Here is a 26,395-nt window from a genome sequence, read left to right as displayed (position 1 = left end):
AATGTTCACAGGGATCGTCGAAGAGCTGGGCGAGATCGTCGCCAAGGCCGAGTTGGGTGACGCGGCGCGTTTCACCGTGCGCGGACCGCTCGTGACATCCGATGCAGGCCACGGCGATTCGATCGCCGTCAACGGGGTGTGCCTGACCGTCGTCGAGGTGGTGGACGGCAGTTCGTTCACTGCGGATGTGATGAAGGAAACGCTGGATCGGTCGAGTCTCGGCGCGCTGCACGTCGGAAGCACCGTCAACCTCGAGCGTGCAGCGGCCCTCAACAGCCGCCTCGGTGGCCATCTCGTGCAGGGTCACGTCGACGGCACCGGTGCTGTTATCAGCCGGTCCCCGTCGGAGCACTGGGAGGTCGTGCGAATCTCGTTGCCCGACAGCATTGCTCGCTACGTCGTCGAAAAGGGCTCGATCACCGTCGACGGGATTTCGTTGACCGTGTCGGCTCTCGGCATCGACGAGCAAGGCGACTATTTCGAGGTTTCGCTCATTCCCACGACCCTCGCATTGACCACGTTGGGCAGTGCCGCAGTGGGCACGCCGGTCAATCTGGAGGTCGATGTGATCGCCAAGTACGTCGAGCGGCTACAAGCGCGGGGATGACCAGCCGTACCCTGAAGTAACAAACATATGACCAAGGAGCCCGGACGTGACCAGGTTCGACAGCATCGAACGTGCAGTCGCCGACATCGCCGCAGGTAAAGCGGTCGTTGTCGTCGACGACGAAGATCGCGAGAACGAGGGCGACCTCATTTTCGCCGCGGAGAAAGCCACACCGGAACTGGTCGCTTTCATGGTCCGCTACACCTCCGGCTACTTGTGTGTGCCGCTCGCAGGTGAGGATTGCGATCGGTTGGGCCTCCCACCGATGTACGCGACCAATCAGGACAAGCACGGCACTGCGTACACCGTGACGGTCGACGCGCGTGAAGGCATCGGCACCGGCATCTCCGCCTCGGACCGCGCGGCGACCATGCGCAAGCTTGCCGACCCGAACACGCATGCCAGCGACTTCACTCGCCCGGGCCACGTGGTCCCGCTGCGGGCGAAAGAGGGCGGCGTCATGCACCGGCCCGGCCACACCGAGGCCGCGGTGGACCTGGCACGCATGGCAGATCTGCGGCCAGCGGGCGTCATCTGCGAAATCGTCAGTCAGAAGGACGTCGGCGCGATGGCGCAGACCGAAGAGCTGCGGGTCTTCGCCGACGAACACGGTCTGGCGATGATCTCCATCGCGGACATGATCGCGTGGCGCCGCAAGCACGAAAAGCACGTCATCCGGATCGCGGAAGCACGGATCCCGACCCGGCACGGCACGTTCCGCGCAGTCGGTTACCAGAGCATCTACGACGACGTCGAGCATGTCGCGCTGGTGCGCGGCAACATCCCGGGCGAAGACGGCAACGGCGAAGACGTGCTCGTCCGCGTGCACTCGGAGTGCCTTACCGGCGACGTGTTCGGGTCGTTGCGCTGCGATTGCGGTCCGCAGCTGGACGCCGCACTCGACCTGGTCGCACAGGAAGGCCGCGGCGTCGTGCTCTACATGCGCGGTCACGAGGGGCGCGGCATCGGACTGCTGCACAAGCTGCAGGCCTACCAGCTGCAGGATTCGGGCCACGACACCGTGGACGCGAACTTGGAGCTCGGGCTGCCCGCCGACGCCCGCGATTACGGGACCGGCGCTCAGATCTTGGTCGACCTCGGCATCAGCTCGATGCGGCTGTTGACGAACAATCCAGCCAAGCGGGTCGGGCTCGACGGTTACGGTCTGCATATCACCGAGCGGGTTCCTATGCCGGTCCGAGCGAACTCTGAGAACCTGACGTATCTGCGCACCAAGCGCGACCGCATGGGGCACGACCTCATCGGCCTCGACGACTTCGATCGTGACGGGATTGCACCATGAGTGGCTCTGGGGTTCCTTTTCTCGAACTTGCCAACGCGAAAGACATCAAACTCGGCATCGTCGCGTCGCGGTGGCATTCGGTGATTTGCGATGCGCTGCTCGAGGGTGCGACGCGCGAGGCCGAGAAGGTCGGCATCACCGATGTCACGGTGGTGCGTGTCGCCGGGGCGGGTGAATTGCCAGTGATCGCACAGGCTTTGGCGCGCGACAACGACGCCGTCGTGGCGTTGGGTGTCGTGATCCGTGGCGGTACGCCGCATTTCGAGTACGTGTGCGATGCGGTCACTGCCGGGTTGACTCGGGTGTCGCTGGACGAGGGCACTCCGATCGGCAACGGCGTCCTCACCACCAACAACGAGCAGGAGGCCCTGGCCCGTGCGGGGCTCCCGCATTCGGATGAGGACAAGGGTGCTCAGGCGGTAGAGGCGGCAGTCGATGCGGCCCTGACGCTGCGTGGGTTGCGTAAGTGAGCTGGGAACTCGAGGTGCGGCCGCGTAAATCGACGCGGTACGCGATCGGTTCCGCGCTGTTTCTGGTCGTTTCGTTCGTCACTGTCGCCATCCTGCTGCGGCACTCCGACACCGGTGTGTATTTCCGGCCCGCGGACCAAGCGGCCATGATCCTGCTCGGATGTGCCCTGGCAGGCGGAGCCCTGCTACTCGCGCGTCCCCGGCTTCGGGTCAGTGCCAAAGGCGTGTGGGTTCGCAACGTCTTCGGCGAAAAGTTCGTCGATTGGGACCTTGCGAAAGGTTTGTCGTTCCCCGACGGATCGGCCTGGGCACGAATCGAATTGCCGGACGACGAATACATTCCGGTGATGGCGATTCAGGCAAACGACCGTGCGTACGCCGTCGATTCGATCCGGCGGTTCCGCGCTCTGGGTCAGAAGTACGCGACCTCGGCCGAGCCGACTGCAGAGCAGGCGAACGACGTCACGGCGTCCACCGATCTCCCGTAACGACGCCTTCGCGTCGGGGGTCTGCGCCACCGATCCAGCCGCCGTCTTTGCGTAGCAGCACGCTGAGACCGCTCGACCGTGGTGCTACCGAAACTTGATGGCCCATCCCACGCAGAGCCATGACCAGGGGATCGAGCGCACCGTCGTCGGTGACGTTCACCGAAGGATGCTCGCCGCCTATGCCGGTGATCGGTGAGTTCGCGGCACCGAACGAAATTGCCGAGATGGCTTGTTGCGGGTTCAGCCCCCAATCCAGCACGCCGACCAGGGTTTCCACCACGAATTGGATGATCACGGAGCCGCCCGGCGACCCGGTGACCAGCGCGAAATTGCCGCGCGTGCCGTCGGTGCCACGGTCGAAGACCAGGGTCGGCGACATCGAACTGCGTGGGCGTTTGCCGGGTTCGACGCGGTTCGCGAGCACGGCGCCGTCCGGACCGGTCGGGGTTGCCGAGAAGTCGGTGAGCTGGTTGTTGAGGATGAAGCCGTCGACCATGTGGAACGACCCGAATGCGGACTCGACCGTGGTGGTCATCGAGGCGACGTTGCCGTATTTGTCGGCGATCGATATGTGGCTCGTCCCATGCTCGCGGTCGGGAACCGAACCTGCCGGACCGAAGTCGCCAGCCTTGGCGGTGCCCATGCTGTGCTCGGGATTGATCAGGCCGGCACGTTGCTTCAGGTACTCCTTGTTCAGGAGCGTGTCCGTCGAATTTCCTGGTAGCGGCACGAAATCGGTGTCGGCGACGTACTTGTCGCGGTCGGCGTAGGCCAGCCGCTCGGCTTCGGTGATGAGGTGGACGGCCTTCGCATTCGGGATGCCGCCGTCCTTGTCGATCGACGACGGTCCCAGCGCGCCGAGGTCGAAGTTTTCGACAATGCCCAGTGTCGCGGCGACCGCGGTGCCGCCTGAAGAGGGGCTCGGCATGCCGCATATCTCGTGGTTGCGGTAAGTCGTGCAGAGCGCGGTTCGCTTCTTCGCCTGGTATCCCGCCAGGTCATCGAGGGTGAGCTGGCCCGGGGTTCTGCCACCGGCGGTCGAGGCCGATGCGTCGACGATCGCCTCTGCGATCGCGCCGGTATAGAAAGCGTTCGCCCCGTCGGTCGCAATTGCGTTGAGGGTCTTCGACATGGCGGGGTTGGTGATCTTGGTGTTCGCGGGCTTCGGCGACCTATCCGAATTCAAGAAGTACGCTCGCGCGTCGTCGTCGACAGCGAGGTCTGCGGCGGAAGCGGCGATCTGCTCCGCGAACCGCGGACTGATCGTCACGCCGCTGTCGGCCAGGGCGATCGCCGGACCGAACAAGTCGCGCCATGGCGTCTTGCCGTGTTCGTTGTGTGCGAGCTCGAGCATCCGCAGCACGCCCGGCACGCCGATGGACCGGCCACTGGCACGGACATTCGGTCGCGGTTCGGTCTGGTCGGCGTCGCTGATCCAGCGCAGATAGTTCTCGGTGGCCGCCTTCGGCGCGGTCTCACGGCCGTCGTATGCCTCGACGGTCTTCTTCGCAGCGTCGTAATAAAGCAGGAATGCGCCGCCACCGATTCCGGTGGCCTGCGGCTCGACCAATCCGAGCACCGTTTGGGCGACGATCAGGGCGTCCGCCGCGGTGCCGCCGTCCCTGAGCACCTCACAGGCAGCGATGGTGGACACTGGATTTGCCGTCGACACGGCGTAGGTCCGGGTGTCGACCGGAACCATCCCTTTGCGGTAACCGGTCGCGACTTCCGGGTTGGTCGACAGGTTCTGGCTGGTGGGGCCGTCGGGTTTCGGCGGCGACGAGGACACGATGACACCGTTTGCCGGGGTGGCGCACGGTTCGTCGCTCTTGGCGGATCGGTCTTCGTCGGACGAACAGGCCGTCAGCGCACCGAATGCCAGTACGGCGACCAGAGCCGCCCGGAATCCGGTTGCGATCCTCGTCGCGGGGGTCATCATCCGACGCTAACAGTGTCGGGGCTCCCGACTAACCTGATTAAGTGCCCGACCCTTCGACCTACCGGCCAGCCCCGGGTTCGATTCCGGTGGAGCCCGGTGTCTACCGCTTCCGGGATTCACATCGCCGGGTCATCTACGTGGGCAAGGCGAAAAGCCTGCGCAGCCGCCTGAACTCGTACTTTGCCGACATTTCGTCGTTGCATCCGCGCACGCGGCAGATGGTGACGGCGGCGGCGAGCGTCGAGTGGACTGTCGTGTCTACCGAGGTCGAGGCACTGCAGCTCGAATACAACTGGATCAAGGAGTTCGACCCACGTTTCAACGTCCGCTACCGGGACGACAAGTCGTATCCGGTGCTCGCGGTCACGTTGAACGAGGAGTACCCGCGGCTGTTCGTGTATCGGGGTGCGCGGCGCAAAGGTGTCCGATATTTCGGTCCGTACTCGCACGCCTGGGCGATTCGCGAGACGCTCGACCTGTTGTTGCGCGTCTTTCCTGCGCGTACGTGTTCGGCCGGAGTGTTCAAGCGGCACAACCAGATCGGGCGGCCCTGCCTGCTCGGTTACATCGACAAGTGTTCGGCTCCTTGCATCGGTCGCGTCGATGCCGCCGAGCACCGCCGCATCGTCGAAGACTTCTGTGACTTCTTGGCCGGGCGCACGGACAAGCTGGTCCGCGATCTCGAACATCGGATGCAGGAGGCAGCCGAGCAGCTCGATTTCGAAACGGCGGCGCGGCTCCGTGACGACGTCGGCGCCCTGCGTCGCGCGCTGGAGAAGCAGGCCGTCGTCCTCGGCAGCGGAACCGATGCGGACGTCGTCGCGTTCGCAACCGACGAGCTGGAGGCCGCCGTTCAGGTCTTCCACGTCCGTGGTGGCCGCGTGCGTGGTCAGCGCGGCTGGGTGGTCGAAAAGGCGGGTGAGGCAGTCGAATCCGGCGTCGCCGACGAGGGCGACCTCCCCATTCTGGTCGAGCAGTTCCTCACCCAGTTCTACGGCGAGCAGGTCGCCCTGGTCGACGGCGTGGACGAGTTGGACCAGCCTGCTGCTGTGGTGCCGAAAGAAGTCCTGGTCCCGGCGCTGCCACCCAACGCGGATGAGGTGCAGCAGTGGTTGTCCGACCTGCGCGGATCCGCCGTGCAGTTGCGGGTGCCGCAGCGGGGTGACAAAAAGGCGCTCGCCGAGACCGTGCAGCGCAATGCCATGGAGGCGCTTGCGCAGCACAAACTCAAGCGCGCGAGCGATTTCACGTCGAGATCGGCCGCATTGCAGGGGATTCAAGACGCACTCGACCTCGACACTGCGCCCTTACGCATCGAATGTATCGACATCAGCCATGTGCAGGGCACCGACGTGGTCGCCTCGTTGGTCGTCTTCGAAGACGGGCTGCCGCGAAAATCCGACTACCGTCATTACGCCATCAAGGAGGCTGCCGGAGACGGGCGTTCCGACGACGTCGCCAGTATCGCCGAGGTCACTCGCCGTCGTTTCCTGCGCATGCGGGCAGACGAGCCGGCCGCCGACGCGCCCCTCGATCCGCAGACCGGCAGACCGAAGAAGTTCGCGTATCCGCCCAACTTGTTCGTGGTCGATGGCGGCGCACCACAGGTCGCCGCGGCCGCCGAAGTGCTGGACGATCTCGGCATCACCGACGTGTCGGTGATCGGCTTGGCCAAGCGGCTCGAGGAGGTATGGGTACCGGGGGAGGCAGATCCCGTGATCCTGCCGCGGACGAGCGAATCCTTGTACTTGTTGCAGCGGGTCCGCGACGAGGCGCACCGCTTCGCGATCACCTTCCACCGCAGCAAACGGTCTCGCCGAATGACGGCCTCGGCGCTGGATTCGGTGCGCGGCCTGGGGGAGACACGCCGTACCGCGTTGGTCCTGCATTTCGGCTCGGTCGCGCGGTTGAAGAAGGCGACTGTCGAGGAAATCACCGAAGTGCCAGGCATCGGGGTGGCTACGGCCAAAGCCGTACTCGCCGCATTGGGAGCCGACGGAAACGAGTAGTCGGCTACGCGGTCGTGGGGTTGCCTCGCATGGAATTCTGAGATGAAGAGTTCTAGGAGTGGAGTACGTCATGCCCGTCCAAACCCCACCCACGATGCCCGGATCGCGGACGCTCGGATCGTTGCCGGACTTCATGAAGAGTCCGCTCGAACTCGTACTTCGCGCCAACACACAACTCGGTGACGTCGTCCATTTCGTGCTCGGTCCGCCTGGGTTGCGCCAGGAAATCTACGGCGTCTACCACCCGGACGGCGCCGAACACGTGCTCGCGGCGCGGTCCGCGACGAACTACCGCAAGGACCAAGTCTTCTATCAGGAGATGCGAAACCTGTTCGGCGACGGACTTGTGACCAGTCAAGACGAGACATGGCTTCGGCAGAAGCGATTCATCCAGCCGCTTTTCACGGTCAAGCGGGTCGACGGTTATGCGGCGACGATGGCAGAGGAAATCGAGCGTTTCACCGTCGGCTGGCGCAGCAGGTCGACCGGCGTGGTCGATCTGTGGACCGAAATGACGAGCCTGACTCTGCCGCTGGCGGTGCGAATCCTGTTCGGCGACGACGCGCACACGATGGTGCCCATTCTGCAGAGCGCCTTTCCGGTGTTGAACACAGCAGTTCGCAAGCGTGGGATCGCACCGGTCAAGGCTCCGCTGCACTGGCCGACGCCGGCGAACCGCCGGATCCGGGCCGCTCAGGAGCAGATCTACGGGGTGTGCGACGAGATCATCGCGCACCGTCGCGCGAATGGCGTCCACTCCGATGATCTGGTGGGCCGACTCGTGTCCGCTCGGGACAGCGGCGAAGGTCTGACGGACGAGGAGGTCCGCGATCAGGTGATGATCTTCCTTCTGGCCGGCCAGGAGACGACGTCGATCGCCCTGACCTTTGCGTTGTGGCTGCTCGGGCGACACCCTGACGTCCAGGCGCGGGTCCGCGAGGAGGCGGATCGAGTGCTCACCGATTCGCCGACAGCAGCGGAAATCAAGTCGCTGACCTTCACTGAGATGGTTGTGAAGGAGGCAACGCGTCTCTTTCCCCCGGTCCCGTTCATCGCCCGCAACAGCGCCGAGGACGCCACCGTGTGCGGGTACGCCCTCCCAGCCGGCGCGCAGATCGCGCTTTCGCCGTGGGCGATTCATCGTCGGCCCGACATCTTTGCCAACCCCCACCGATTCGAGCCTGAACGATTCAGCGCTGAACGTGAGAAGTCACTGCACCGCTACGCCTGGTTTCCGTTCGGGCACGGACCACGGGGGTGTATCGGCCAGCATTTCGCAATGCTGGAGGCAACTCTCGCGCTCGCTTACCTGGTTCGCGAATTCGAGCTCGTCACTCCGTCCGGCGTTCCGAATCTGAATGTCGGTATCACTTTGCTCGCACCGGACGGTGTGCCTTGTTATGTGCGCCGACGCGAGTAGCGTTGTCTGCCTGCGAATGTCGGGCGCATCGGCCCGACGCGGTCGACGCGGTCGCCCCGCGTAGGGAATGATGGCCTTCGACCGGGTTGCCTCGAGGTAACCAGAGCGGAAACGACGAACAGGCGGTACGCGTGGACGAGCCAGCACGCGACGACTCGACTTCCGGCAAGGCCGACGTCGACGTCGTCCTCGTGACCGGTCTGTCAGGCGCGGGGCGCGGCACGGCTGCGCGTGTGTTGGAGGACCTCGGTTGGTACGTCGCCGACAACCTTCCGCCCGAACTGATTTCGCAGATGATCGACCTCGGAATTGCGTCGGAGCCGAGTATTCAGCGGCTGGCTGTCGTGATGGATGTGCGGAACAGATTCTTCACCGACGACTTGAGCAGCGTGATCGAAGAATTGGAGTCGCACTCGGTCCGTACGCGGGTGCTCTTCCTCGAAGCGTCCGACGAGGTATTGGTACGGCGGTTCGGTTTTGCTCGCAGGCGGCACCCGTTGCAGGGCGACAGTGCCGACGGCACGCTCTCCGAAGGCATCGCCTTGGAACGGCGTCGGCTGCAGCGGGTCAAGACTGCGGCGCATCTGGTGATCGATACGACGGCGTTATCGGTGCATCAGTTGCATCGCAAGATCGAAGAAGAGTTCGGCGGCGACGCGGGCGGGACGCTGCAGATCACCGTGCAATCGTTCGGCTTCAAGTACGGGGTTCCCATCGACGCAGATGTGGTGTTGGATTTGCGTTTTCTCCCCAATCCGCACTGGGTTCCGGAGCTGAGGGAACACACTGGACAGGAGGCCGCGGTGCGCGACTACGTACTCTCCCGCAACGGTGCCGCCGAGTATCTCGAGACCGCGCATCGTCTCGTCGAATTGACGTCTGCGGGCTACCGTCAGGAAGGCAAGCGGTACATGACGATTGCCGTCGGCTGCACGGGCGGAAAACACCGAAGTGTGGCGATCTCGATGGCACTGGCGGACTTGATCAGTAACGACGAGGGCCTCGCGGTCAGGGTTGTACATCGGGACTTGGGGCGTGAATGAGCTTTCCTTCCACGGGTGAGCCGGGCGAGGGGACTCGATCCGACCGTCCGGCGATCGTCGCGCTCGGCGGCGGACACGGGCTGTACGCGACGCTCAGCGCGGCGCGACGGCTCACGACCGCCGTCACAGCCATCGTGACCGTTGCCGACGACGGCGGATCCTCCGGGCGGCTACGGTCCGAGCTGGGCGTCATCCCGCCAGGTGATCTTCGGATGGCGCTCGCAGCGCTCGCCGGTACCGACGTCGGCGCCGAGGTGTGGCGAAACACCGTTCAGCACCGGTTCCGCGGGACCGGGGCGTTGGCCGGTCACTCGGTCGGGAATTTGATCCTCGCGGGCCTGACCGAGGTGCTCGGCGATCCTGTTGCCGCGCTCGACGAACTCGGGCGTGTCATGAAGGTCGACGGCCGGGTGCTCCCGATGGCGCCGATCGCGCTCGCCATCGAGGCCGACGTTGCTGGTCTCGAAGCAGACCCGCGGGTGAACAGGTGCATTCGTGGCCAGGTTGCAGTCGCCACGACGCCCGGTCAGGTCCGACGTGTCCGGTTGATTCCGTCCGATCCGCCGGCGTGTCCCGAAGCGCTCGACGCGATCGATCACGCCGACATGGTCGTGCTCGGGCCGGGCTCGTGGTTCTCCAGCGTGATCCCGCACGTCTTGGTCCCGGAGTTGCTCGACGCTTTGATCACCACCCGCGCGCGCAAGGTCCTCGTGCTCAATCTGGCCGCGCAGCCGGGGGAGACCGCGGGATTCTCCGCGGAGCGGCACCTACACGTATTGTCGCAACACGCACCGGGTTTCAAGGTCCATGACGTTGTGGTCGATGCGGAATCGGTTCCGGAGGGACGGGAACGCGACCACCTGCGTCGGGCCGCCCGCAAACTCGGTGCGCAGGTTCGGTTTGCCGATGTGTCGGAGCCGGGAACGCCGAAGCATCACGCGGGGAAGCTCGCCGGAGTGCTGGCGCAGATTGCTCGTGACCGCGAAGGCGGGGCCGACGACACGACGACGGACGATGTGCGGACGAGTTATGACGGCTGGCAACTGGGTGTGCGCCCGGGCATTGGCGGAAAGGAGAGCGCCTCGTGGCGATGACCGCTGAAGTGAAGGACGAGCTGAGCAGGCTCGTGATCACGGCGCAGAGCTCACGACGTGCCGAGCTTGCAGCCCTGCTGCGATTCGCAGGAGGATTGCACATCGTGGGCGGCCGCGTCGTCGTCGAAGCGGAGGTCGACCTGGGGTCGATTGCTCGCCGATTGCGTCGTGAGATCTTCGAGCTGTACGGCTACGGCTCCGACGTGCACGTGATCAGCGCGGGCGGGCTTCGGAAGAGCTCGCGTTACGTGGTCCGGGTTGCCAAGGAGGGCGAGGCGTTGGCCCGCCAAACCGGTCTGCTCGATGTGCGTGGCCGACCAGTCCGTGGCTTGCCTGCCCAGGTGGTCGGCGGCAGCGTAGGCGACGCCGAAGCGGCATGGCGCGGAGCATTTCTCGCGCACGGATCGCTCACCGAACCCGGCAGGTCTTCGGCCTTGGAAGTCAGTTGTCCCGGACCCGAAGCCGCGTTGGCGCTGGTGGGGGCGGCGCGTCGGCTGGGCATCGCAGCGAAGGCGAGGGAAGTGCGCGGCACCGACCGCGTCGTCGTGCGGGACGGCGAGGCAATCGGCGCGTTGCTGACGCGCATGGGCGCCCAGGACACCAGGCTGACGTGGGAAGAGCGGCGCATGCGTCGCGAGGTCCGTGCGACGGCCAACCGGCTCGCCAATTTCGACGACGCGAACCTGCGCCGATCGGCGCGCGCGGCGGTCGCTGCCGCTGCTCGCGTGGAGCGCGCGCTGCAGATTCTCGGCGACGACGTCCCCGACCATCTCGCGGCTGCCGGGCAACTCCGCGTTGCGCACCGGCAGGCGTCGTTGGAAGAACTCGGCCAGCTCGCCGACCCGCCGATGACGAAAGACGCTGTGGCCGGTCGAATTCGGCGACTGCTGTCGATGGCGGACCGCCGGGCGAAGGAGACGGGGATCCCGGACACCGAATCTGTGGTGACCGCGGATCTACTGGACGAAGCGTGACGGAAAACATAGCTGACCGTTGGGTGTTAACCCTGGCGCACTAAGGTAATGCTGAATACCGCTGACATCTCAAAAGGAGCGAATTGTGACGGTACGGGTAGGCGTGAACGGCTTCGGCCGAATCGGACGAAACTTCTTCAGAGCTGTGGAGGCGCAGAAGGCGCTCGGCACCACCGACATCGAGATCGTCGCGGTCAACGACCTCACCGACAACGCACACCTCGCGCACCTGCTGAAGTACGACTCGATCCTCGGCCGACTGCCGCAGGATGTCAGCTTGGACGGCGAAGACACGATCATCGTCGGCGACCAGCGCATCACGGCGCTCGCTCACCGCGGTCCACTGAGTGAGCTTCCGTGGGGTGATCTCGGTGTCGACGTCGTCGTCGAATCGACCGGCATCTTCACCGACGCCGCAAAGGCCAAGGGCCACTTGGAAGCCGGTGCCAAGAAGGTCATCATCTCCGCGCCCGCCAAGGGTGAGGACGTCACCATCGTGATGGGCGTCAACGACGACAAGTACGACGGCAGCCAGAACATCATCTCGAACGCCTCGTGCACCACGAACTGTCTCGGACCGCTCGCGAAGGTTCTCGACGACGAATTCGGCATCGTCAAGGGACTCATGACCACGGTCCACGCCTACACCCAGGATCAGAACCTGCAGGACGGCCCGCACAGCGACCTGCGTCGTGCCCGTGCCGCCGCGCTCAACGTGGTGCCCACCGGCACCGGTGCCGCCAAGGCGATCGGCCTCGTGCTTCCGCAGCTGCTCGGCAAGCTCGACGGCTACGCGCTTCGCGTCCCGATCCCGACCGGTTCGTGCACCGACCTGACCGTGCAACTTCGCACGGCCGCAACGGTTGCCGAGATCAACGCCGCGATGAAGGCTGCCGCAGAAGGCACCCTCAAGGGCATTCTCAAGTACACCGAAGACCCGATCGTGTCGTCGGACATCGTGACGGACCCGCACAGCTCGATCTTCGACGCCGGCCTCACCAAGGTCATCGAGGATCAGGCGAAGGTCGTCTCGTGGTACGACAACGAGTGGGGCTACTCGAACCGCCTCGCAGACCTCATCGGTCTCGTCGCGAAGTCCCTGTAAACGATGGTCAAAACGCTCAAGGACCTGCTCGACGACGGTGTCGAAGGTCGTAGCGTCCTCGTACGCTCCGACCTGAACGTCCCGTTGGAGAACGGTGAGATCACCGATCCAGGCCGCATCATTGCTTCTGTCCCGACCCTGAAGGCACTGGTCGACGCCGGTGCCAAGGTCATCGTCACAGCGCATCTCGGTCGCCCGAAGGGCGCGCCGGACCCAGCGTTGTCGTTGGCACCGGTAGCCGCGAAGCTCGCCGAACTGCTGGGTCGCAACGTGCAGCTCGCCGGGGATGTCGTCGGCCAGGACGCGCTCGCTCGCGCCGAAGGGCTCACCGACGGCGACGTCCTGATGCTGGAGAACATTCGGTTCGATCCGCGTGAGACCAGCAAGGACGACGCCGAGCGCGCGAAACTTGCACGGGCTCTCGTGGACCTGCTCGATCCGGGCGGCGCATTCGTCTCCGACGGTTTCGGCGTCGTGCACCGCAAGCAGGCTTCGGTATTCGACGTGGCCGAGTTGCTCCCGTCGTACGCCGGAAACCTGGTCGCTGCCGAGGTCGAGGTGCTCGCGAAGCTCACGACCGAGCCGGAACAGCCGTATGCGGTCGTCCTCGGCGGGTCGAAGGTCTCCGACAAGCTCGCCGTGATCGAGGCACTCGCACCGCAGGTCGACACCTTGGTGATCGGCGGCGGAATGTGCTTCACCTTCTTTGCGGCACAGGGTTACTCGGTCGGCGACTCGCTCTGCCAGACCGAGATGATCGATACCTGTAAAGATCTGCTCGATCGGTTCGCCGACGTGATCCATTTGCCGCGCGACGTCGTTGTCGCAGACAAATTTGCGGCGGACGCCGAATTCAAGACGGTCGGTGCGCACGAGATCCCGGACGGTTGGATGGGCCTCGACATCGGTCCGGAGTCGACGAAGCGGTTCGCTGCAGTGCTCGGCGCCGCGAAGACGATCTTCTGGAACGGCCCGATGGGTGTGTTCGAGTTCGAGAACTTCGCAACCGGCACGAGGGGCGTCGCGGAAGCGATCGTCGGCGCGACGGCCAAGGGTGCGTTCAGCGTGGTCGGCGGTGGCGACTCAGCCGCCGCGGTCCGGAGTTTCGGTCTGCCCGAAGACGCGTTCTCGCACATTTCGACCGGCGGCGGGGCGTCATTGGAATACCTGGAGGGCAAGGAGCTCCCAGGCATCGCTGTGCTCGAGAAGGAATAGTCGTTGTCACGTAAACCCCTCATCGCCGGCAACTGGAAGATGAACCTCAACCATCTCGAGGCCATCGCGCTGGTGCAGAAGATCGCATTCTCGTTGCCTGCGAAGTACTTCGAGAAGGTCGACGTCACAGTGCTGCCGCCCTTCACCGACATCCGCAGCGTGCAGACGTTGGTCGAAGGCGACAAGTTGCTGGTCACGCACGGCGCCCAGGACATCTCGAAGTTCGATTCCGGTGCTTACACCGGCGAGATCAGCGGTTCGATGCTGGCCAAGCTGGGCTGCAGGTTCGTCACCGTCGGGCACTCCGAGCGCCGGGCTATGCACGGTGAAGACGACGCGAGCGTGCTGGAGAAGGCGAAGGCAGCACTACGCCACGGCCTGACGCCGATCGTCTGCGTAGGGGAGGGCATCGACGTTCGCCAGGCAGGCAAGCACGTCGAGTACAACACCGAAAGCCTGCGCGGCTCTCTTGCGGGACTGTCCGCGGACGAGGTCTCGAAGGTCGTCATCGCCTACGAGCCGGTCTGGGCAATCGGCACCGGTCAAGTCGCGACGCCTCCCGATGCGCAAGAGGTGTGCGCAGCACTCCGCGCCGAAGTGGCGTCGCTGGCATCGGCCGAGGTCGCTGCCGGTATTCGCATCCTCTACGGCGGATCGGTGAACGCCAAGAACGTCGGCGATCTGATTGCTCAGACCGACATCGACGGCGCACTGGTCGGTGGTGCATCGCTCAAGGGCGACGAGTTCGCAACCTTGGCCGCCATCGCGGCGGGTGGACCGTTCGTTTGATCGCCTCAGGTATCGTGTACGAGGCCGACGAACTGGAGAGATGACACTGTGGAACTGTTCCTGAAAATTGTGCTGGTTATCAGCAGCTTGCTGCTGATGCTGCTGGTGCTGTTGCACCGCGCCAAGGGCGGCGGCCTTTCCAGCCTCTTCGGTGGCGGCGTCCAGTCCAGCCTGTCGGGTTCGACGGTCGTGGAGAAGAACCTCGACCGCATCACGGTGTTCGTCTGCGTCGTCTGGGTCATCTGCATTCTCGGTATGGGCCTGGAGATCAAGTTCACCAACTGATCTCTCGGCGTTGATGCCCGTGGGCCCGCCTCCCACTTCGCATGAATGTCACATTCAATCGATCTGTCGAATTGAATGTGACATTCATGCTGTCGGGAGATGGGGTCAAGTCACCCGCGCGTAACGGCGAGCGGCAATACTCGGGGCTATGACTGAGCCCGATGGTCGCACCGCGACCGAGCCCGATACCGGCCGCGCCGCCAACGAACCACTGCGCGAAGACGTTCGACTGCTGGGCGCAATGCTTGGGCAGATCGTCCGTGAACAAGACGGCGAAGACGTATTCGAGTTGGTCGAGAAGGCCAGGGTCGAATCGTTTCGGCTGCGACGGTCCGAGATCGACCGTGCCGAGTTGGCCGAATTGTTCGACGGCATCACCATCGGCAAAGCGATTCCGGTAATTCGCGCATTCAGCCATTTCTCGCTGCTCGCGAATCTCGCGGAGGATCTGCATCGGGAACGCCGTCGGGCGGTGCATGTTCGCGCAGGCGAACCGCCGCAGGACAGCAGCCTTGCTGCCACGTACGCGAAGCTCGACGCAGCCGAGATCGACTCGGCCACCGCGGAAGACCTGCTCCGAGATGCGCTCGTCTCGCCCGTCATCACTGCCCATCCGACCGAGACCCGTCGCCGGACCATCTTCGAAGCTCAGACCCGCATCACCGACCTGATGAGACGGCGACATCACGCCGAAGCCGACCAAGACGACATCGACGTCCAGCTGCGCAGGCAGATCATCACGCTGTGGCAGACCGCGCTGATTCGGTTGTCGCGGCTGCGGATTCAAGACGAGATCGAGGTCGGTCTTCGCTACTACGACATGTCGCTGCTCGATGTGATCCCGCGGATCAATGCCGAGCTGCGGGACGAGCTGCGGAGGCGGTGGCCTGACGCACAGCTGTTGGCCGAACCGATGTTGCGGCCTGGATCGTGGATCGGCGGCGACCGCGACGGCAATCCATTCGTCGACGCCAACGTCGTCAATACGGCGACCCAACGCGCGGCGTCGGTGGCGATCGAGCACCACCTCGGTGAGCTGTCGTTGCTCGAGCAGGAACTGTCCATGTCCGCGCGGTTGGTGACGGTCAGCTACGCGCTGCAGGAGCTGGCCGATTCGAGTGGCGATTCCGGTTCCAATCGGGCAGACGAACCGTATCGCCGGGCACTGCGCAATATCCGTGGGCGCCTGACGGCCACCGCCGAACGCATCCTCGACGAGCTGCCAGCGAACGGTCTGTCAGCAGGCTTGGAACCCTACGAGTCGCCGAGGCAGGCGCTCGACGACTTGGACATCGTCGACGCATCGTTGCGCAGCCACGGCGATGCGATTCTTGCCGACGACAGGCTGGCACTGCTGCGCAGTTCGATCGAGACGTTCGGCTTCCACCTGTCCGGGCTGGATCTGCGGCAGAACTCGGAGGTTCACGAGGAGGTCGTCGCGGAATTGTTCGCGTGGTCGGGCGTGCATCCCGACTACGCCTCGCTGTCCGAGGATGAGCGGGTCGCAATTCTGTCGGACGAGCTGACTACCCGACGGCCGTTGACGACGCCTGACGCCGAGCTCAGCGAGCTCACGACCAAGGAGCTGGCAATCACCCGGGCGGCAGGCCATGCGGTCCGTACGTTGGGCGCGGGGGCGGTGCCGAACTACATCATCAGCATGTGCACCTCGGTCAGCGACATGCTGGAGGCTGCGTTGCTGCTCAAGGAAGCAGGCATCCTCGATCCAGGCGGCGGCCACCCGACCTCGCCGATCGGTGTGGTCCCGTTGTTCGAAACCATCGGTGATCTGCAGCAAGGCGCGGCAACTCTGCTGGCAACCCTCGATGTTCCCGTCTATCGCGCGCTGGTGCGGTCGCGTGGCGACAACCAGGAAGTGATGCTCGGCTATTCCGATTCGAACAAGGACGGCGGGTACCTCGCCGCGAACTGGGCGCTCTATCGCGCCGAGTTGGACCTGGTCGAGGCGGCACGCAAAGCCCGAATTCGATTGCGGCTGTTCCACGGTCGAGGCGGAACGGTCGGGCGCGGTGGCGGTCCGAGCTACGACGCGATCCTTGCGCAGCCGGTCGGCGCGGTCACCGGGTCGTTGCGCATCACCGAGCAGGGCGAGGTCATCGGCGCGAAGTACGCCAACCCGAAGCTCGCTCGCCGCAATTTGGAATCGCTACTCGCAGCGACGATCGAATCGACGCTGCTCGACGTCGAAGGCCTCGGCGACGCCGCCGAGCCGGCGTACGCGATTCTCGACGACCTCGCCGCACGGGCACAGGCCGCGTACGGCGCTCTGGTCCACGAGACACCGGGTTTTGTCGAGTACTTCCGCATGTCGACGCCGGTAGCAGAGATCGGGGAGCTCAACATCGGGAGTCGGCCTGCATCGCGGAAGCCCACCAATTCGGTCTACGACCTGCGCGCGATCCCGTGGGTGATGTCCTGGAGCCAGTCGCGGGTGATGCTGCCCGGTTGGTACGGCGTCGGCACCGCGTTCGAGGAGTGGGTGGACGGTAGTGACGAGAAGCTCGCCAGGTTGTCGGATCTGTACGAGCAATGGCCGTTCTTTCGGTCCGTGCTGTCGAACATGGCAATGGTGATGTCGAAGTCGGACCTCGGTCTGGCGGCCAGGTATGCCGAGCTCGTTCCCGATGTGGAATTGCGGGACAAGGTGTTCGGAATGATCAGCGACGAATACAACCGCACGATCAAGATGTATCAGGCTGTAACCGGTCACGAGAATCTGCTGGCAGACAACCCCGCGATGGCGCGCGCGACGATCAACCGCTTCCCGTATCTGGAGCCGCTGAACCACCTGCAAGTGGAACTCCTGCGCCAATACCGCGCCGGCGACGACCGTGAACTGGTCAAGCGGGGGATCCTGCTGACCATGAACGGTCTCGCCACGGCCCTGCGCAACAGCGGCTAACACTCACGAGGGGTTACTCCTCGGTGAGCTCCTCGAGGATGTCGGCGGCGTCGGAATTCCCGGCATCGGCGAAGCGCCTCAGTTCGTCGAGGTCTTCCCGGCTGCCCGCGAGTTCGACAAGGATGTCGGTCGCGTCGCTGCTTCCCGCGGCGGACAGACGCCTGAGTTCGTCGAGATCTTCGCTCTCTTGGGCCAGTTCGACCTGTTCGTCGATGGACAGTTCGGAATCAGTCATTGTGTGCACTCTTTCGTCGAAGTTCGTCTCGGTGGGCATGCCATTCGTCGCGTAGCGCTGGGAGTCGTTCGCTGAGGAACTCGGCGAGGGCGACCATCTCCTCGAGCGGTGCGCGGCGCTCGGCAGGCGCGTCGGCCAGCAACGCCAACCCCTTGCGGAACAGGGCGGCATGCTCGACGTGGATTGCGGAATCGAAATTCTGCGGTTGCTGACTTGCTGGGTCGATGCTCACGCGATCCACCCGTTCACCCGCGACGCGCGTGCGGCGGGCAATCTTGTAGCTCTCGAGCAATTTCACCGCGCCGGTGATTGCACTGCGGCTGGCCAGCAGTGCCTCGCCCAGTTCGTCGATCGTCTGCTCCGGTGGATCGCATACGAACAGATAGCCCAGCAGCCGTCCCGCCATCGGCGGGAACGCGTACTGACGCGCGTAGAACCGGCCGACGTGGTCGGCAAAGATCAATTGCGCGTCGTGCGGCATGCCATGAACATAGCAGGGATGACTGAAATAACACATATATGTGTTATTTGTATGCACCCCACCCTCGTGAGTCTTTTAGGAGTCCAGAGACTCCAAAAAGACTCACGAGGGTGGGGTGGAACCAAACCGGACACAGCGGCGTCCAACTTCATATGGACCAATGCATCGGCTGCTACACGGCGTGGCGAAAAGGAATCGGCAGGCATCCGCGCCCGGTGTTCCGTCGTGGTCCTGCCGGGGAACCAACCCAGAAGAATCCACCGACCCCGCGTACGAGGCCGACCGAACACGACGACGCCTAGAGCTTGCTCGCTGCCGCTTCGTCGACGAGCCAGACCGTTGCCTCGGTGCCGCGCGCACCCGCCGATGGCCAGTCGTCGGAATCGGCGCCGCCGACAGCCGCAGCTACCGCCTCAGCCTTGTTATCGCCGGACACGATCAACCACACCTGCCGCGCTCGCTGGACCGCGGGCAACGTCAGCGTGACTCGAACCGGGGGAGGCTTCGGCGAATCGGTCACTGCCACAACGGTTGCGACCTTCTCGCGGACCGCGTCGGTATGCGGAAACAGCGAATTGATGTGGCCCTCGCCGCCCATGCCGAGAAGGTGAACGTCGAACTGTGCGCCCTCGATGACGTCGGCGTACGCCGCTGCGGCAGCGGCGGGGTCGTTGCCGAATTCACCGTCGGACGCCGCCATCGGATGCACGCGCGCGGCGTCGATGTCGACGTGATCGAGCAAGGCTTCGCGAGCCTGCAACTCGTTGCGCTCGGGATCGTCGTAGGGAACGAATCGATCGTCGCCCCAATAGATGTCGATCGCCGACCAGTCGATGGCTCCCGGATCGGCCCGGACCGCCGCCAGCAGACCGATGCCGGTGCCGCCACCGGTCAGGACCACCGACGCCGAACCTCGATCGGCCTGCGCGCTGACGACCGCTGCGACGAAACGACGAGCTGCCGCGGCAACGAGAGCATCGGTATCGGCGTAGCGTTCGACGATCAGCTCACTCATACTCGACCCTTTCGAGACCCTCTAGTGCCGATTCGTAGATCTGGTCCGCGTCGAGCCTGCGCAGATCTTCCGCGAGGCAGTCGCGAGTCTTCCTGCGCGCCAAGGCCAGCCGTTTGTCGGGCTGACCGGTTCGGCTCAGGGTCGCGGTTCTGCCGAGCTGTGGCCGAGCGATCACCACCGACGAGTTCTCGCGGTCCAGTTCGACGCGCAGTTCGCCGCCGAGCCGCTTCACCGGGCAGTTCAACCGAATCGCGAGCCAACCTGCGAGGACGTCCAGAGCCGGCTCGTCCAACAAGCCGGACACCGTTGCCGATGTGATCGGCTCGAACGGCGGTTCGTCGAGAGCCGCAGTCAGCAGAGCGCGCCAGTGCGTGATCCGCGCCCACGCGAGGTCGGAGTCGCCGGAGGCATACGTTGCCCCCCGCGTCTTGATCGTCGCCATCGGATTCGGCGCGAAGGTCGCATCTGTGATTCGTCGAACTGCCAAGCGGCCCACCGGATCTTGTGACGGCGCTGCCGGTGCAATTTTGGGCCACCAGGCGACGACCGGGGTATCGGGCAGCAGGAACGGCGTGATGACGCTGGCTTCGTGATTCGCCAGCTCACCGTGCAGGTTCAGCACCAGCACCTCGGATGCGCCTTCGGCGCCACCGAGCCGGATCTGGGCATCGAGGCGGTTGTCCGCGTCCGCGTCGCCGCGGACGAGAACGATGATGCGGCACGGATGTTCCTTGCCCGCTTCGCTCGCTGATTCGATCGCGTCTTCCACGTCGGCCGCGTCGGAAAGGCACACGACCAGCGTGAGCACGCGACCGAGCGTGACCATTCCCGTGCTCTCGCGCAGCTCGACCAGCTTCTTGTTGATGGACGCGGTGCTGGTTTCGGGGACGTCGACTCTCATGGCCGCCGCCATTCGCGACCGGTGCGGCCGAGCATCTCGTCAGCCGAGTGCGGACCCCACGTACCCGATTCGTAGGGCTCGGGTTTGCCGCCCGCCGCCCAGTGGTCGAGGACGGGGTCGAGTATCCGCCAAGACAATTCGACCTCCGCGTTCACGGGGAACAGTGACGGCACGCCGAGCAGGACGTCCAGGATCAACCGCTCGTACGCTTCGGGGGAGGACTCGGTGAACGCTTCGCCGTAGCTGAAATCCATGTTGACGTCGCGAACTTCCATGCCCGACCCAGGGACCTTCGACCCGAACCGGATGGTCACGCCTTCGTCGGGCTGAACCCTGATGACGAGTGCGTTCTGCCCGAGTTCCTCGGTCATGGTCTGGTCGAACGGCAGGTGCGGAGCCCGTTTGAAGACGACGGCGATCTCGGTGACCCTGCGGCCCAGCCGTTTCCCGGTCCGCAGATACCACGGCACCCCAGCCCACCGGCGCGTGTCGACTTCGAGTGTGATCGCCGCGTAGGTCTCGGTGCGGGAATCCTTAGAGAAGCCCTCTTCGTCGAGCAGCCCGACGACCGGCTCGCTGCCTTGCCAACCGGCGGCGTATTGCCCGCGTGCGGTCGTCTCGTCGAGCGGTTCGACGAGTTTCGTCGCGGACAGCACCTTGATCTTCTCGGTCTGTAGCTCGGAAGGATTGAAGCTGACTGGTTCTTCCATGGCGATGAACGCGAGCAGCTGCAGCAAATGGTTCTGAATGACATCGCGTGCAGCGCCGATGCCGTCGTAGTAACCCGCGCGGCCACCGAGACCGATGTCTTCGGCCATCGTGATCTGTACGTGGTCGACGTAGTGCGCGTTCCAGATCGGATCGAATAGCTGGTTCGCGAAGCGCAGCGCCAAGATGTTCTGGACGGTTTCTTTGCCCAGGTAGTGATCGATCCGAAAAACGGTCTCTTCCGGGAAGACTCGATTGACGACCGCGTTGAGTTCCTTCGCGCTCGCCAGGTCGTGACCGAACGGTTTCTCGATGACGACCCGCCGCCACTGTCCTTCTTCGCGCTTGGCCAGCCCGGACTTCGAAAGCTGTTCCAGCACAACCGGAAACGCTCCCGGCGGAATGGACAAGTAGAAAGCGTGATTGCCGCCGGTGCTGCGTTCGACATCGAGGTCCGCGAGCGTCTCCGCCAGCTTGACGAAGGCATCGTCGTCGTCGAACGCGCCTCTGACGAAACGAATTCCTTCGGCGACGCGTTCCCAGATCTCGTCGCGAAACCCGATTCGGGAATGCGCCTTGACCGCTTCGAGCACGACCTGCGCGAAATCCTCGTGATCCCAGTCGCGACGCGCGAAACCGACGAGGGAGAACCCGGGCGGGAGCAAGCCACGACTTGCGAGGTCGTAAATCGCCGGCATCAGCTTCTTACGTGCCAGGTCGCCGGTGACACCGAAAATCACCAGAGCGCAAGGTCCTGCGATATGCGGGACGCGCTTGTCCCGCTCGTCGCGGAGTGGATTGACCCACTCCGCGACGCCATCCGCTGGGTCCGCCACGGTCAGCTGTTTTCCGCGGCTGCCTTCATGGTCTCGGCAGTCGCATCGAGCAGCTCCTGCCAGGACTTCATGAACTTGTCGACACCCTCGGATTCGAGGATCGCGAACACGTCGTTGAGGTCAACGCCCGCCGCGCTGACCGCGTCGAAGGTCGCCTGCGCAGCATCGGCCTGCCCGGTGACCGCGTCGCCGTGGATCTCGCCGTGGTCGGCGACAGCCTGCAGCGTCTTCTCCGGCATCGTGTTGACCGTGTTCGGGGCAGCGAGCTCCGTGACGTACATCGTGTCGGAGTATTCCGGGTTCTTCACGCCCGTCGATGCCCACAGCGGACGCTGGAGGTTCGCGCCTGCTGCCGACAGCTCGGCGAAATCGGTTCCGGGCTCGAAGACGTTCTGGTACGCCGCATATGCCAGGACCGCGTTCGCAACGCCTGCCTTGCCGCGCAACGCGAGTGCCTCGTCGGTCCCGATCGCTTCGAGCCGCTTGTCGATCTCGGAATCGACGCGCGAGACGAAGAACGACGCGACCGAGTGGATCTTCGAGAGGTCGCGGCCGGCTTCCTTCGCGATCTTGAGGCCCGCGATGTAGGCCTCCATAACGGCGACGTGGCGCTCGACCGAGAAGATCAGGGTGACGTTGACGCTGATGCCCTCACCGATCGCCTGGGTGATCGCAGGCAAGCCCGGCAGCGTGGCAGGAATCTTGATCAGTACGTTCGGCCGGTCGACGATCTTCCACAGCTCGATTGCCTGCGCGACCGTCTTGTCGGTGTCGAACGCGAGGAACGGGTCGACCTCGATCGAAACCCGACCGTCCTTACCGCCGCTCGACTCGTAGATCGGCGCGAAAACATCGCACGCCGAGCGAACGTCGTCGGTGGTGATGGTCCGGATCAGCTCGTCGACGGACGCGCCGCGGGACGCGAGATTTTGCACCTCGGTGTCGTAGGTTTCGCCCTTCGACAATGCCGCCTGGAAAATCGACGGGTTCGTGGTGACGCCGACGACGCTGCGGGTCTCGATCAGTTCGGTCAGGTTGCCGGACTGAATCCGCTCCCGTGACAGGTCGTCCAGCCACACGGAGACGCCGACATCGGAGAGCGCGACGAGATTGGGGTTCTGAGTCATTGGTCTATCCCTTCACATTGGAGATTGCTCGTTGTGCGGCCGCGACGACTGCTTCTGGGGTGAAGCCGAATTCGCGGAACAAAGTCTCGGCATCGGCGGACTCGCCGTAGTGCTCCAGCGACACGATCTCGCCGAAGCCACCGACGAGCGGGTACCACGGCATTGCGATGCCCGCTTCGACCGAGACGCGTGCCTTCACCGTGGGGGGCAGCACCTGGTCGCGGTAATTCTGGTCCTGGCTCATGAACCATTCGACACACGGCATCGAGACCACACGAGTGCCGATTCCCTGTGCCTCCAAGGTTTCTCGCGCGGCGACGGCGAGTTGCAGTTCCGAGCCGGTCGCGATGATGACGACGTCCGGCGCGGCGCCGGAGGCGTCGGCCAGGATGTAGCCGCCCTTCGCGACGCCCTCGGCGTTCGTACCTTCGAGAATCGGCAGGTTCTGCCGAGTAAGGGCCAGGCCGACCGGTCCCGAGCTGCTCGACTTGGCGAGCGTCGCCCGCCATGCGTACGCGGTCTCGTTCGCATCACCCGGTCGGACGAAGCTCAGGTTCGGGATCGCCCGCAACGCCGCGTAGTGCTCGACCGGCTGGTGGGTCGGACCGTCCTCACCGAGGCCGATCGAGTCGTGCGTCCACACGTAGATCGGATCGATGTCCATGAGTGCAGCAAGCCGGACCGCTGGGCGCATGTAGTCGCTGAACTGCAGGAACGTGCCGCCGTAGGCGCGGGTCGGTCCGTGCAGGACGATGCCGGAGAGGATCGAGCCCATGGCGTGCTCGCGGACGCCGAAGTGCAGGGTCCGGCCGTACGGTTCGGCGTTCCAGTCGTCGGTCGAGATGGTGACCGGACCGAACGACTTCTCGCCCTTCATCGTGGTGTTGTTGCTGCCCGCCAAGTCGGCGGAACCGCCCCACAATTCGGGCAGGACCGGTGCGAGAGCGTTGAGCACCTCACCCGAGGCCGACCGCGTCGCGACGGCTTTGCCGCCGGGCTCCCACGAGGGAAGCGCATCGGACCAGCCGTCGGGCAATTTGTCGGCGGAGAGGCGGTCGAGCAGCTTCTTGCGTTCGGGCTCGCGGGCGGCCCACGCGTCGAAGTCGGCGTTCCAGGCCTCGTGTGCCTTGCGTCCGCGCTCCTGGAGCTCACGGGTGTGACCGATGACCTCGTCGGAGACCTCGAAGGACTTCTCCGGATCGAAACCGAGAATCTTCTTGACCGCGGCGACCTCGTCGGCGCCGAGCGCCGAGCCGTGCACGCCGCCGGTGTTCATCTTGTTCGGCGCCGGGTAGCCGATGATCGTGCGAAGCTGAATGAACGACGGCTTGTCGGTGACCGCCTTGGCCGCCGCAATGGCTTCCTCGATGCCGACGACGTTCTCGCCACCGTCGACGGTCTGCACGTGCCAGCCGTACGCCTCGTAGCGCTTGGCAGTGTCTTCGCTCAACGCGATCGCGGTGTCGTGCTCGATGGAGATCTTGTTGTCGTCGTAGAACACGATGAGGTTTCCGAGCTGCTGCGTGCCTGCCAGCGACGACGCCTCCGACGTCACACCCTCTTCGATGTCACCGTCAGAGGCGATCACGTAGATGAAGTGGTCGAACGGGCTTTCGCCGAGCGCGGGCTCCGGGTCGAACAAGCCGCGCTCGCGACGGGCGGCCATCGCCATCCCGACCGAGGACGCGAGGCCCTGACCGAGCGGTCCGGTCGTGATCTCGACGCCCTTTGTGTGGCGGAACTCGGGGTGCCCCGGCGTCTTCGACTTGAACGTGCGGAGCGCTTCGATGTCGGCCAGTTCCAAGCCGAACCCGCCCAAGTACAGCTGCAGGTAGATCGTCAGGCTCGAGTGCCCGCACGAGAGGACGAAGCGGTCGCGGCCGAGCCAGTGCTGGTCGTTCGGATCGTGCCGCATCGTGCGCTGGAACAGCGTGTAGGCGAGCGGCGCGAGGCTCATTGCCGTGCCGGGGTGGCCGTTGCCGACCTTTTGGACAGCATCTGCGGCGAGCACGCGCACTGTATCGACCGATCGAGAGTCGAGGTCTGTCCAGTCAGAGGGGTGATTGGGCTGAGTGAGAGCGTGGACGTCGGCTTTTGTCGACACGAGCAGATGTCTCCTGATGTATTGATTACAACGACGATTTTCCGGGACGGGATTTAGGCGCGTAACGAGCGTCACTGCTATCCCACCACACTAGTTCGCGCGCGCGATCGAAGTCGGCGCATCGGGGGATCCATCCATTCGAATCGGGTAAACGTCAGGAATCGCCGGTTCGAGGGGTTCGACAATGTGATGCTGGGTCCAGCGTCTACCATCTTGCGTAGTAGTCAGCCGGGTTAGGCGTGAACGAGGCGCCGTTGCGAGGAGTGAGAGTGCGGATAGGGCAGCAGCGCCACGGCCATGGCCATGGCGTTTCGTCATCCGTGGCTGTCGAACAAGAACCGACCGCGCCACAACGGCGCGCGATCTCGCTACCGCTGGCGTACCTGGCGTTGACGAAGCCGCGCGTCATCGAATTGCTGCTCGTCGCAACGATTCCCACGATGCTGTTGGCATCGCGTGGCACGGTCGACATCGGCTTGATCGCGGCCACGTTGTTCGGCGGCTGGCTCGGTGCGGCCAGCGCCAACACCCTGAACTGTGTTGCCGACGCCGACATCGACAAGCTGATGAAGCGCACGGCTCGACGGCCATTGGCACGCGAAGCCGTGCCAACGTCGCATGCGTTCGTCTTCGGCGTCGTGCTTGGTCTCGGGTCGTTCGCGTGGCTCTGGTGGCAGGCAAACCTGCTCAGCGGCCTGCTCGTCGTCGGGACGATTCTTTTCTATGTTTTCGTCTACACCCTCGGCCTGAAGCGGCGGACCTCGCAGAACGTGATCTGGGGCGGCGCAGCAGGCTGCATGCCGGTGCTCGTCGGGTGGGCCGCCGTAACAGGGTCCATCGGCTGGCAGGCGATCGTGCTGTTCTCGGTCATCTTCTTCTGGACGCCGCCGCATACGTGGGCGTTGGCGATGCGCTACAAGGAGGACTACCGCGCTGCCGGGGTCCCGATGCTTCCGGTCGTGGCGACCGAAGAGAAGGTCACCAAGCAGATCGTCGTCTACACCTGGTTGACCGTCTTTGCGACGCTCGCGCTCGTCCCTGCGACGGGTGCCATCTACGCCGCCGTCGCGCTGGTTGCCGGCGCGTGGTTCCTGTTGATGGCTCACCAGCTGTATTCAGGGGTCAAGCGCGGCGAATCGGTGAAGCCGCTGCGGTTGTTCCTGCAGTCGAACAACTACCTCGCGGTCGTGTTCTGCGGCCTCGCGATCGACTCGGTACTCGGCTGGAGCACGGTAGGGGATTTCCTCAGCTAACTGCTCGTGAGTCTTTTAGGAGTCCAGGGACTCCAAAAAGACTCACGAGTCGGGTATGCCCTGTCAGGATT

23 protein-coding genes are annotated in these 26,395 nt (G+C 64.5%); 15 read left to right on the top strand and 8 right to left on the bottom strand.

The annotated features are described in order from the left end of the window. Nucleotide 1 precedes the first annotated feature (1 nt). Genes FGL95_RS00700 through FGL95_RS00685 form a run of 4 tightly spaced genes read left to right on the top strand, consistent with a single transcriptional unit; the run spans nucleotide 2 to nucleotide 2,868 of the window. Nucleotides 2-607: a riboflavin synthase gene (locus FGL95_RS00700; RefSeq protein WP_169584262.1), complete on the top strand. Its 606-nt coding sequence runs from the start codon at nucleotides 2-4 to the stop codon at nucleotides 605-607. A gap of 46 nt (nucleotides 608-653) precedes the next feature. Continuing rightward, nucleotides 654-1,910, top strand: a complete 1,257-nt coding sequence (locus FGL95_RS00695) for a bifunctional 3,4-dihydroxy-2-butanone-4-phosphate synthase/GTP cyclohydrolase II (RefSeq protein ID WP_169584261.1) — start codon at nucleotides 654-656, stop codon at nucleotides 1,908-1,910. Then, complete coding sequence (gene ribH / locus FGL95_RS00690; protein ID WP_169584260.1) at nucleotides 1,907-2,380, top strand: 6,7-dimethyl-8-ribityllumazine synthase; 474 nt, start codon at nucleotides 1,907-1,909, stop codon at nucleotides 2,378-2,380. Before FGL95_RS00695 ends, ribH begins: the two co-directional genes overlap by 4 nt. Beyond that, complete coding sequence (locus FGL95_RS00685) at nucleotides 2,377-2,868, top strand: PH domain-containing protein (RefSeq protein ID WP_169584259.1); 492 nt, start codon at nucleotides 2,377-2,379, stop codon at nucleotides 2,866-2,868. Before ribH ends, FGL95_RS00685 begins: the two co-directional genes overlap by 4 nt. On the opposite strand, the gene FGL95_RS00680 is transcribed toward FGL95_RS00685, so the two are convergent. After that, nucleotides 2,843-4,804 carry a gamma-glutamyltransferase family protein gene (locus tag FGL95_RS00680; RefSeq protein WP_169584258.1) on the bottom strand — a complete coding sequence of 654 codons (1,962 nt, stop codon included), beginning with the start codon at nucleotides 4,802-4,804 and terminating at the stop codon, nucleotides 2,843-2,845. The two genes, FGL95_RS00685 and FGL95_RS00680, sit on opposite strands and share 26 nt — an antisense overlap. 44 nt (nucleotides 4,805-4,848) lie before the next feature. On the opposite strand from FGL95_RS00680, the gene uvrC reads away from it, so the two are divergent. From uvrC to ppc, 10 genes are all read left to right on the top strand, one after another. After that, nucleotides 4,849-6,816 (top strand): excinuclease ABC subunit UvrC, encoded by a 1,968-nt coding sequence (gene uvrC / locus FGL95_RS00675; protein ID WP_169584257.1) that lies wholly within the window; start codon nucleotides 4,849-4,851, stop codon nucleotides 6,814-6,816. Between the two features lie 70 nt (nucleotides 6,817-6,886). Continuing rightward, entirely contained in the window at nucleotides 6,887-8,236 is a 1,350-nt protein-coding gene (locus FGL95_RS00670) for a cytochrome P450 (RefSeq protein ID WP_169584256.1), read from the top strand. 131 nt (nucleotides 8,237-8,367) lie between these two features. Beyond that, entirely contained in the window at nucleotides 8,368-9,279 is a 912-nt protein-coding gene (gene rapZ / locus FGL95_RS00665; RefSeq protein ID WP_169584255.1) for an RNase adapter RapZ, read from the top strand. Next, on the top strand, nucleotides 9,276-10,373 hold the full coding sequence (locus FGL95_RS00660; protein ID WP_169584254.1) for a gluconeogenesis factor YvcK family protein: 1,098 nt from the start codon (nucleotides 9,276-9,278) through the stop codon (nucleotides 10,371-10,373). The genes rapZ and FGL95_RS00660 overlap by 4 nt, the downstream gene beginning before the upstream one ends. After that, entirely contained in the window at nucleotides 10,370-11,347 is a 978-nt protein-coding gene (gene whiA, locus FGL95_RS00655) for a DNA-binding protein WhiA (RefSeq protein ID WP_206071365.1), read from the top strand. The genes FGL95_RS00660 and whiA overlap by 4 nt, the downstream gene beginning before the upstream one ends. 85 nt (nucleotides 11,348-11,432) lie before the next feature. Then, entirely contained in the window at nucleotides 11,433-12,452 is a 1,020-nt protein-coding gene (gene gap, locus FGL95_RS00650) for a type I glyceraldehyde-3-phosphate dehydrogenase (RefSeq protein WP_169584252.1), read from the top strand. Between the two features lie 3 nt (nucleotides 12,453-12,455). Then, nucleotides 12,456-13,667 carry a phosphoglycerate kinase gene (locus FGL95_RS32125; RefSeq protein ID WP_169584251.1) on the top strand — a complete coding sequence of 404 codons (1,212 nt, stop codon included), beginning with the start codon at nucleotides 12,456-12,458 and terminating at the stop codon, nucleotides 13,665-13,667. A 3-nt stretch (nucleotides 13,668-13,670) separates the two neighbouring features. Continuing rightward, on the top strand, nucleotides 13,671-14,456 hold the full coding sequence (tpiA, locus tag FGL95_RS32120; protein ID WP_169584250.1) for a triose-phosphate isomerase: 786 nt from the start codon (nucleotides 13,671-13,673) through the stop codon (nucleotides 14,454-14,456). A 48-nt stretch (nucleotides 14,457-14,504) separates the two neighbouring features. Further along, a complete protein-coding gene (gene secG, locus FGL95_RS00635) occupies nucleotides 14,505-14,741 on the top strand; it encodes a preprotein translocase subunit SecG (protein WP_169584249.1) in 237 nt (78 codons plus the stop codon). A 148-nt stretch (nucleotides 14,742-14,889) separates the two neighbouring features. Then, nucleotides 14,890-17,664 (top strand): phosphoenolpyruvate carboxylase, encoded by a 2,775-nt coding sequence (ppc, locus tag FGL95_RS00630; RefSeq protein ID WP_169584248.1) that lies wholly within the window; start codon nucleotides 14,890-14,892, stop codon nucleotides 17,662-17,664. Nucleotides 17,665-17,677: 13 nt separating this feature from the next. Here ppc and FGL95_RS00625 read toward each other — a convergent pair whose 3' ends face one another. The 7 genes from FGL95_RS00625 to tkt all read right to left on the bottom strand — a co-directional run bounded on the left by FGL95_RS00625 (nucleotide 17,678) and on the right by tkt (nucleotide 25,071). Further along, nucleotides 17,678-17,899: a hypothetical protein gene (locus FGL95_RS00625; protein ID WP_169584247.1), complete on the bottom strand. Its 222-nt coding sequence runs from the start codon at nucleotides 17,897-17,899 to the stop codon at nucleotides 17,678-17,680. Continuing rightward, nucleotides 17,892-18,380: a GbsR/MarR family transcriptional regulator gene (locus FGL95_RS00620; RefSeq protein WP_169584246.1), complete on the bottom strand. Its 489-nt coding sequence runs from the start codon at nucleotides 18,378-18,380 to the stop codon at nucleotides 17,892-17,894. The genes FGL95_RS00625 and FGL95_RS00620 overlap by 8 nt, the downstream gene beginning before the upstream one ends. Before the next feature lie 298 nt (nucleotides 18,381-18,678). Beyond that, nucleotides 18,679-19,395, bottom strand: coding sequence for a 6-phosphogluconolactonase (gene pgl, locus FGL95_RS00615; protein ID WP_169584245.1), 717 nt, complete (start codon nucleotides 19,393-19,395; stop codon nucleotides 18,679-18,681). Then, on the bottom strand, nucleotides 19,388-20,296 hold the full coding sequence (gene opcA / locus FGL95_RS00610; RefSeq protein ID WP_206071363.1) for a glucose-6-phosphate dehydrogenase assembly protein OpcA: 909 nt from the start codon (nucleotides 20,294-20,296) through the stop codon (nucleotides 19,388-19,390). Before opcA ends, pgl begins: the two co-directional genes overlap by 8 nt. Beyond that, nucleotides 20,293-21,846, bottom strand: a complete 1,554-nt coding sequence (gene zwf, locus FGL95_RS00605) for a glucose-6-phosphate dehydrogenase (RefSeq protein ID WP_206071466.1) — start codon at nucleotides 21,844-21,846, stop codon at nucleotides 20,293-20,295. The genes opcA and zwf overlap by 4 nt, the downstream gene beginning before the upstream one ends. Continuing rightward, nucleotides 21,843-22,967, bottom strand: coding sequence for a transaldolase (gene tal, locus FGL95_RS00600; protein ID WP_169584242.1), 1,125 nt, complete (start codon nucleotides 22,965-22,967; stop codon nucleotides 21,843-21,845). The genes zwf and tal overlap by 4 nt, the downstream gene beginning before the upstream one ends. A 4-nt stretch (nucleotides 22,968-22,971) precedes the next feature. Then, complete coding sequence (tkt, locus tag FGL95_RS00595) at nucleotides 22,972-25,071, bottom strand: transketolase (protein WP_169584241.1); 2,100 nt, start codon at nucleotides 25,069-25,071, stop codon at nucleotides 22,972-22,974. A 269-nt stretch (nucleotides 25,072-25,340) separates the two neighbouring features. On the opposite strand from tkt, the gene FGL95_RS00590 reads away from it, so the two are divergent. After that, nucleotides 25,341-26,324, top strand: a complete 984-nt coding sequence (locus tag FGL95_RS00590; protein WP_420838001.1) for a heme o synthase — start codon at nucleotides 25,341-25,343, stop codon at nucleotides 26,322-26,324. Nucleotides 26,325-26,395: the final 71 nt, after the last annotated feature.

The sequence above is a fragment of the Antrihabitans stalactiti genome, assembly GCF_012932915.1.
Lineage (GTDB): Bacteria > Actinomycetota > Actinomycetes > Mycobacteriales > Mycobacteriaceae > Antrihabitans > Antrihabitans stalactiti.
Note: the sequence above shows the minus strand (reverse complement) of the source record. Positions and strands in the feature narration are given on the sequence as shown.

Coding starts and splice junctions, on each gene's coding strand:
- opcA (WP_206071363.1), bottom strand. CDS start 20,296: ATGAGAGTCGACGTCCCCGAAACCAGCACCGCGTCCATCAACAAGAAG.
- ppc (WP_169584248.1), top strand. CDS start 14,890: ATGACTGAGCCCGATGGTCGCACCGCGACCGAGCCCGATACCGGCCGC.
- pgl (WP_169584245.1), bottom strand. CDS start 19,395: ATGAGTGAGCTGATCGTCGAACGCTACGCCGATACCGATGCTCTCGTT.
- FGL95_RS00700 (WP_169584262.1), top strand. CDS start 2: ATGTTCACAGGGATCGTCGAAGAGCTGGGCGAGATCGTCGCCAAGGCC.
- FGL95_RS00625 (WP_169584247.1), bottom strand. CDS start 17,899: ATGACTGATTCCGAACTGTCCATCGACGAACAGGTCGAACTGGCCCAA.
- FGL95_RS00670 (WP_169584256.1), top strand. CDS start 6,887: ATGCCCGTCCAAACCCCACCCACGATGCCCGGATCGCGGACGCTCGGA.
- tal (WP_169584242.1), bottom strand. CDS start 22,967: ATGACTCAGAACCCCAATCTCGTCGCGCTCTCCGATGTCGGCGTCTCC.
- FGL95_RS00680 (WP_169584258.1), bottom strand. CDS start 4,804: ATGACCCCCGCGACGAGGATCGCAACCGGATTCCGGGCGGCTCTGGTC.
- whiA (WP_206071365.1), top strand. CDS start 10,370: ATGACCGCTGAAGTGAAGGACGAGCTGAGCAGGCTCGTGATCACGGCG.
- ribH (WP_169584260.1), top strand. CDS start 1,907: ATGAGTGGCTCTGGGGTTCCTTTTCTCGAACTTGCCAACGCGAAAGAC.
- FGL95_RS32125 (WP_169584251.1), top strand. CDS start 12,456: ATGGTCAAAACGCTCAAGGACCTGCTCGACGACGGTGTCGAAGGTCGT.
- FGL95_RS00660 (WP_169584254.1), top strand. CDS start 9,276: ATGAGCTTTCCTTCCACGGGTGAGCCGGGCGAGGGGACTCGATCCGAC.
- FGL95_RS00620 (WP_169584246.1), bottom strand. CDS start 18,380: ATGCCGCACGACGCGCAATTGATCTTTGCCGACCACGTCGGCCGGTTC.